Origin of the sequence: Nostoc sp. NMS4, assembly GCF_017115095.1 — a bacterium.
Taxonomy (GTDB): Bacteria; Cyanobacteriota; Cyanobacteriia; order Cyanobacteriales; family Nostocaceae; genus Nostoc.
The window spans coordinates 22,286-29,091 of record NZ_JABXKI010000168.1 but is presented as its reverse complement, the minus strand read 5'-3'; the positions used below and the strand labels follow the sequence as shown (position 1 = coordinate 29,091).

6 protein-coding genes are annotated in these 6,806 nt (G+C 40.8%); 4 read left to right on the top strand and 2 right to left on the bottom strand.

Features of this window, described 5'->3' with window-relative positions; translation table 11 throughout:
* Positions 1-54 precede the first annotated feature (54 nt).
* A complete protein-coding gene (locus tag HWQ37_RS14350; RefSeq protein WP_292748262.1) occupies positions 55-714 on the bottom strand; it encodes a vWA domain-containing protein in 660 nt (219 codons plus the stop codon).
* Positions 715-929: 215 nt separating this feature from the next.
* On the opposite strand from HWQ37_RS14350, the gene HWQ37_RS14345 reads away from it, so the two are divergent.
* Positions 930-2,111, top strand: coding sequence for a class I SAM-dependent methyltransferase (locus HWQ37_RS14345; protein WP_292748261.1), 1,182 nt, complete (start codon positions 930-932; stop codon positions 2,109-2,111).
* Between the two features lie 70 nt (positions 2,112-2,181).
* Here the strand turns inward: HWQ37_RS14345 and bioB are convergent, their stop codons facing one another.
* Complete coding sequence (gene bioB / locus HWQ37_RS14340; protein ID WP_292748260.1) at positions 2,182-3,189, bottom strand: biotin synthase BioB; 1,008 nt, start codon at positions 3,187-3,189, stop codon at positions 2,182-2,184.
* A gap of 361 nt (positions 3,190-3,550) precedes the next feature.
* Here bioB and HWQ37_RS14335 point away from each other — a divergent pair, with 361 nt between their 5' ends.
* The 3 genes from HWQ37_RS14335 to HWQ37_RS14325 all read left to right on the top strand — a co-directional run bounded on the left by HWQ37_RS14335 (position 3,551) and on the right by HWQ37_RS14325 (position 6,744).
* Positions 3,551-4,126 carry a GNAT family N-acetyltransferase gene (locus tag HWQ37_RS14335; protein ID WP_292748259.1) on the top strand — a complete coding sequence of 192 codons (576 nt, stop codon included), beginning with the start codon at positions 3,551-3,553 and terminating at the stop codon, positions 4,124-4,126.
* A 395-nt stretch (positions 4,127-4,521) separates the two neighbouring features.
* Entirely contained in the window at positions 4,522-4,977 is a 456-nt protein-coding gene (locus HWQ37_RS14330) for a hypothetical protein (RefSeq protein WP_292748258.1), read from the top strand.
* 288 nt (positions 4,978-5,265) lie between these two features.
* Positions 5,266-6,744 carry a protein adenylyltransferase SelO gene (locus HWQ37_RS14325; RefSeq protein WP_292748257.1) on the top strand — a complete coding sequence of 493 codons (1,479 nt, stop codon included), beginning with the start codon at positions 5,266-5,268 and terminating at the stop codon, positions 6,742-6,744.
* The last annotated feature ends 62 nt before the right edge of the window (positions 6,745-6,806 follow it).

Sequence of the window (6,806 nt, the reverse complement as noted above, 5' to 3'; positions counted from 1 at the left end):
TGACTTGTTCCGATCGCAGAACGCGCAACAGCTTTCCAATTCACAAAATTTCCTCTAACTAGTAATTTGACCCCATCCCATAGCCGGTAAAGCTACAGCTTGTCCTACTTTGCCACTAGAAACCCGTTTGATTGAAGCAGAAAGCCAGACAAACAACTCACGAAAATCTAAGCCGTTTAGCGTAACTGGTGGACGTTCAGGAGGAGAAATTTGTTTGAGGATATTCATATCAGCATCCTTTACACCAACTGCAAAAAATGACAGTCGGCTTTGTGCTTCTGCTTCTCTCAATCTTTGCGCGGCTGAATTCCAGGAGTCAGTTGGCGTTCCATCTGTAATCAAAAACACCCAAGGGCGATAATAGAGAATACCGTTGTCTTTATAAGTCTGTTTCCGGTTTTCTAGAAAATCCAAAGCATACTCAATCGCCGCACCCATTGGAGTAACACCACCTACTTCCAATGTAGGCGGTGTAAATTGGTCAATTGTTACAAAGTCTTGCGTGAGTTTAACTATAGGGCCAAATGTGATCATGGCAACTTCCACACTCAGCGATGCTTGGGAATCTTTTTGTACATCTTGTTTGAAAGCAGCAAGTCCTCGATTTAACTCTTGGATAGGCTGACCTGACATAGAGCCAGAAGTATCGAGTAAGAGAATTACAGGGCAACGATTTTCTGGATTTTCAACAAATTCAGGCATTCCTACAGCCATTTAATGCTCCTAATTGAGTAAATTATTATACAAAATTACAATTAATTTTATTAGCTAATAGATACTTAAACAGTAGTGTTTTTACTGAAAAACTTCCCTGCCTAAAATATATGGGCTGATAGCGATGTCTACGACGGGCTGCGCCTACGCAATTATTTGTCTACCTAAAGTGTCCAGCATTCGCTAAACTCAGAAATGCTGCGTTATTCCTCATCATGTCCGATTCCCAAACTGTTAGTGCTGCTGTTGCCAAACTCTACAATACCTACCCCTTTCCGCCAGAAGCCCTGTTGGATGAACCACCTCCAGGCTACAATTGGCGCTGGAATTGGCTAGCTGCTCATAACTTCTGCACAGGTCAAAAACCCCAAAAGCAAGATATTCGGATTTTAGATGCAGGTTGCGGTACTGGTGTGGGTACAGAGTACTTGGTTCACCTCAATCCTCAAGCTTCTGTTGTGGGAATTGATCTTAGTAGCGGCGCTTTAGCTGTAGCCAAAGAGCGTTGTCAGCGTTCAGGGGCTAACCGCGTTGAATTTCATCACCTCAGCTTGTTTGATGTGGAACAGTTACCGGGTGAGTTTGATTTAATTAACTGTGTTGGCGTTTTGCATCATACCCCCGATCCCATTCGCGGTATTCAAGCTTTGGCGAAGAAGTTAGCCCCAGGCGGCTTAATGCACATTTTTGTGTACGGGGAGTTGGGGCGCTGGGAAATTCAACTCATGCAAAAAGCGATCGCACTTATTCAAGGTGACAAAAAAGGCGACTACCGCGATGGTGTCCAAGTCGGACGACAAATATTTGCTTCTTTACCAGAAAATAACCGAATTGTCAAATATGATAAACAACGTTGGTCACTAGAAAACAACAAGGATGAATACTTTGCTGATATGTACGTTCATCCCCAAGAAATTGACTACAACATTGAGACGCTGTTTGAATTAATAGATGCTTCGGGATTGGATTTTATTGGTTTCTCAAATCCGAGTTTCTGGGATTTAGAAAGACTTTTGGGTAAAGCACCAGAGTTAGTAGAACGAGCAAAAGAATTGAGCGATCGCCAGCTTTATCGCCTGATAGAATTATTAGACCCTGAAGTAACTCATTACGAGTTTTTCCTCGGTCGTCCTCCCTTAATCAAAGCCGACTGGTCAGAAGATAACGCCCTACTAGCAGCGATTCCCGAACTTAATCCTTGTATTGAGGGATTTCCAAGTCAATGTTTCTTTAACTACGATTACCAGATTGTTAACTTATCTGTAGCAGAGTTTGAATTTATGCAAAAATGTGATTATGATTCCACAGTTGCAGATATTTTGGCAAGTGTAGAACTGGGATTGGATGAAGTAAGAAGGCTTGTGCAGCAGCAGTTGATTTTATTGACACCTGCTTAGGGAATTCAAGTAAAAAATATCCAATTATTTATTGTGTGATAGCCGAAACTGCTATCCCACAATCAGATATTTATCCCACAACAGCCGGAATTGTTGCCTTCTCTTGTCTTTGAGAAGGCGGACGCATCCCCAAACCAAGTAAATTCAGCATTTCTCGGTCAGTATCGTAATCTGGACAGGGAGTTGTCACCGTCAACATTTTGTTGTCGTCGCTAGAAAAGATAGAATTGGCTCCTGCCATAAAGCAGAAAGCTTGCTCAACTTGAGAAAGTCTTGCTCTACCGGCACTAAGACGCACATCAGAAGCTGGCATTAAAATTCTGGCTGTGGCAATCATCCGCACAATATCCCAAATGGGGACATCAGGCTGATTTTCTAAGGGTGTGCCTGGTACTTGTGAAAGAATATTAATTGGTACAGACTCTGGGTGTGGATGTAAGTTTGCCAGAGTTTGTAACATCCCAACCCGGTCATCAACAGTTTCGCCTAAGCCCAGGATACCGCCAGAGCAGACAGTAACATTTGTCTGACGGACATTCTCAATTGTGTTCAAGCGATCGCTATAAGTCCTTGTGGTAATAATTGTGCTGTAATATTCTTGGGAAGTATCTAAATTATGGTTGTAGGCATAAAGTCCCGCTTCTGCCAATTTCTGGGCTTGATTTGCGGTCAACATACCTAGAGTGCAGCACACTTCTAAACCCATTGCAGTCACATCCTTGACCATTTCCAGGACTTCCTCAAATTGTGAGTTATCCCGCACTTCGCGCCAAGCAGCACCCATACAGATGCGACTAACACCAGTTTCTTTCGCTTTCTGGGCGATGTTAACTACCGTTTCTTTTTCTAAGAGTGCTTGCGCCTTTACCTCTGTTTTATAGCGGGAAGATTGGGCGCAGTAGCTACAATCTTCTGGACAACCTCCCGTTTTAATCGATATCAGCTTGCAAACTTGTATTTTTGTTGGGTCATGATATTGGCGATGCACGCTAGCAGCTTGATAAATAAGCTCTAGCAAAGGCGTGTTGTATATCGCCCGAATCTCTAATTCCTGCCAATCGTAGCGTATTCCCACCACATCACTGTCCTTCTTGTAAACTGGGTTAAATCTTGAGCTGTCTTTTGCTTGAATCTGCTGCGGTACAGCGTTTAGGCAAAGCTATTTTATCGAAGTTATGCCGCGCACTGTGCTTTATCATTCATTGGCTCTCAATCCTTCCGCTCTAGATACTTAGACATCAGCTTATCAAGATTTTGGTTGAATGGCAGATTAAGAGCAAAAATACTCACTCTATTTGTTCTATCGGGCATTGGGTATTGGGCAAAAATGGAAAAACTATGACACTTAATCTAACTGCTGCTGTTAAACCCCAGGTTATGAGAGAATTTATAAAATTTAGAGAATGTTCTGGGAAGAGATCCCGCAGATTAAGTAATTTATGATATCAGAATTGCCAATAATTGCAAGCGATCGCCTATTATTACGAGCCGCAATCCATGAAGATATACCCCAAATTCTTAAATACTTCATTGATAACAAAACTTATCTGACTCCATTTTATCCTCTTTGGGCTGATGGTTTTTTCACTGAAGAATATTGGCAATATCAGATAGAGAATAGTTTTCTAGAATTTATCAATGGGCAATCGTTAAAACTATTTATTTTTACCAAAAAAAATCCCACCGTAGTTATTGGAACGGTCAATTTTAGTAATTTTGTCCGAGGAGTCGCTCATTTTTGCTATGTGGGATATAGCCTTGCTGAAAAGAAACAAGGTAAAGGCTATATGACAGAGGGCTTAAAATCCGCAACTCAATATCTCTTTCAAGAGTTAAATTTTCACCGAGTTATGGCTAATTATATGCCTCACAATCGGCGCAGTGGTAATGTACTTAAAAGACTCGGTTTTGTTGTTGAAGGATATGCTAGAGACTATTTGTTAATTAATGGGCAATGGGAAGATCATATTTTGACAAGTCTTACAAATCCTCATTGGCAAGCACCTAAATCTTGAAATCGGTTGAGAATTATTTTCCAGAATACCAGAATATTTATTCGATTTACCAAATATCAATGCTAAAAAAATCACTTATTTGTCAATGCTATTTATGAACACAAATTAGGCAATTTATCTAAATTAAGAATGTTTGACTTTTGCTATAAGCCTTGTTTTTTTATTTCTGATAATTGCCCACTTTACAGCTATTTGTATTGGTATAATATTTAAATTGCAATAAAATTAATACATCAGTTGTCAATATCTACATATTCATAGCAAATTCATAATAAATACACAATAACTCCACAAGCAAATGCAATAGTAATATTTGTTCACTGTCCGGCTCAGTTATTAAAGTTAGCTTTAGCCGATGTGTCCAACTTGATTAAATGATTGAGGAGTTTTTCAAAATGTCTATTAATTCTATAAAGCGCTTATCTGTCTTTTCTACTATCTTCGCTTTTGCTACCATCTTAAACGGAGTTGTCTTAGCAGCCCCAGGTTCAAATACCGCCACTACACCAGCCTTAAAAACTCAAACTAGTGTTGCATCACACCAGCCAATCAAACTCACAAAGCAACAGCGACTACAAATCCAACTGGCTCGCCAACAAAGAGATAAGGATATTGAGGCTCTATTAAACCCATCCCAAGATGCTAAATTTAAGGCAGCACTGCAATCCCGTCAGAGAATCAGAACAGTGTTAACATCTTTGGATCTTAATCAAACTCAACAGAAACAGGTTGAATCAATTAAACAAGCTTATAATCTGCAAGTGAAAAAAATTCTCTCTTCACAGGCATCACAACCAACATCAAACTCAGCAGGAATTACTTCACCAACACCACAACCAATTACAAAATAAAAAATCAGTTTTTTTATCGAACAGAATTCAGGAGTCAGAATTCAGAATTAATAGGACTTACGTACAGGTAACGAAAAATCGAACTACAGAGGCGCAGAGAACACGGAGAAATAAGAGTTTGAGAGATATTTTGCGTAAGTCCTGATTAATTCTGAACGAAAAAGCGCATGGCGTAGCGATAGGGAGTATTTGTACCCCTTCGGGGAAGCAAGCTACGCTTTTAGCGTCTATGCTGATGTTGAAGCCAGAGGTAGTATTAAGAGAAGAATGAATTAAGCTTTGCTCGTAATGACTCTGGCTGAAACTCCAAACGACAAGAATTCTAGCAATCCTTTTCTCTCCCTCAACTACGAAAGCGCCTTAGAATCTCTAGGCGGCGACTACTACGATGAGGTTGCAGCAGCAGAATTTCCCCAACACCTCCTGCGTTGGCGTAACGATGAACTATTACCCCGTTTTGGTCTAGACCCCCAAGTAGTCAAAGACGAAGATTTCATCACAGCCTTTGGTCAATTTCAGGGGCGTAAACCCTTGTTAGCACTGCGTTACCACGGCTATCAATTTGGTGAATATAACGGACAGTTGGGTGATGGTAGAGGCTTTCTCTACGGGCAAGTACGTGCCAATGATGGCGAATTATACGATTTTGGCACTAAAGGTTCTGGGAGAACGCCCTACTCCCGTGGTGGCGATGGTATGCTGACGCTCAAAGGCGGGGTGCGGGAAGTTCTGGCTGCGGAAGCACTGCACTACTTGGGTGTACGTACTTCGCGCTGTCTGAGCATGATAGAAACAGGTTTACCACTCTGGCGGGGCGATGAACCTTCGCCTACCCGTTCATCTGTGATGATTAGAATGAGCAGTTCTCATATTCGGTTTGGCACTTTTGAGCGACTGCACTATTTCCAGCGTCCAGATTTAACTAAGAAGCTGTTAGACCACGTAATTGAGCAGTATTATCGACACTTAAATGCTGAAGAAGATAAATATGCTCTGTTTTACGCCGAATTAGTTAAACGGGTTGCAGAACTAGTAGCGCAATGGATGGCGGCTGGCTTTTGTCATGCAGTCCTGAATACTGACAATATGTCGATTACTGGAGAGAGTTTTGACTATGGTCCTTACGCTTTTATTCCTAGTTATAACCCATCCTTTATAGCTGCATATTTTGACTATTATGGGCGCTACTGTTACGGTAATCAACCAAGTATTTGCAAGTTGAATTTACAAATGCTTCAAGAACCTTTAAAGGCGATTATCGATAAAGACGAAATGGAAGCTGCATTAGAAAGGTTTGATGAGTATTATCAAGCTGAATACAGTTCTTTGATGTTGAAAAAGTTAGGTTTTTCGGAGTTGCCACATCCACAAGCTGCGGAACTGTTGAATCTAACAGTTGAATTTTTGAAAGATAGCCAAGTTGGTTATCACGAGTTTTTTTATGAGATGGCTCGGACTTTTTCATCAAAATGGCGAGATGAACCAGGTTTTGTGATGAATAATTCCGATATTGTGCCAGTACCGGGTGCATCTGGAATATTTGATGATTGGTGCATATTATACCATAAAATTTTGAACGATTTTGATAGCGATGTCTACGACGGGCTACGCCTACGCATCCATCTAATAACCCAAACTCTAGCTGTTCATAATCCCAAAACTGTATTATTAAGACCTGTGATTGAATCTATTTGGGAAGCAATTGCTCAAGAAGATAATTGGCAACCTTTTTATGAGTTAATTAAAACAATTCAGTCTAGGAGATAATTAGCATGGGGCAAAGCTTGTACCAAAAATCATTTTTTTCCTTTGCCCCTTTGCCCCTCTGC

Bases quoted from the DNA above. Each gene is read 5' to 3' on its own strand.
- HWQ37_RS14350 (WP_292748262.1), bottom strand. From the start codon at position 714: ATGGCTGTAGGAATGCCTGAATTTGTTGAAAATCCAGAAAATCGTTGC.
- HWQ37_RS14330 (WP_292748258.1), top strand. From the start codon at position 4,522: ATGTCTATTAATTCTATAAAGCGCTTATCTGTCTTTTCTACTATCTTC.
- HWQ37_RS14345 (WP_292748261.1), top strand. From the start codon at position 930: ATGTCCGATTCCCAAACTGTTAGTGCTGCTGTTGCCAAACTCTACAAT.
- HWQ37_RS14335 (WP_292748259.1), top strand. From the start codon at position 3,551: ATGATATCAGAATTGCCAATAATTGCAAGCGATCGCCTATTATTACGA.
- HWQ37_RS14325 (WP_292748257.1), top strand. From the start codon at position 5,266: ATGACTCTGGCTGAAACTCCAAACGACAAGAATTCTAGCAATCCTTTT.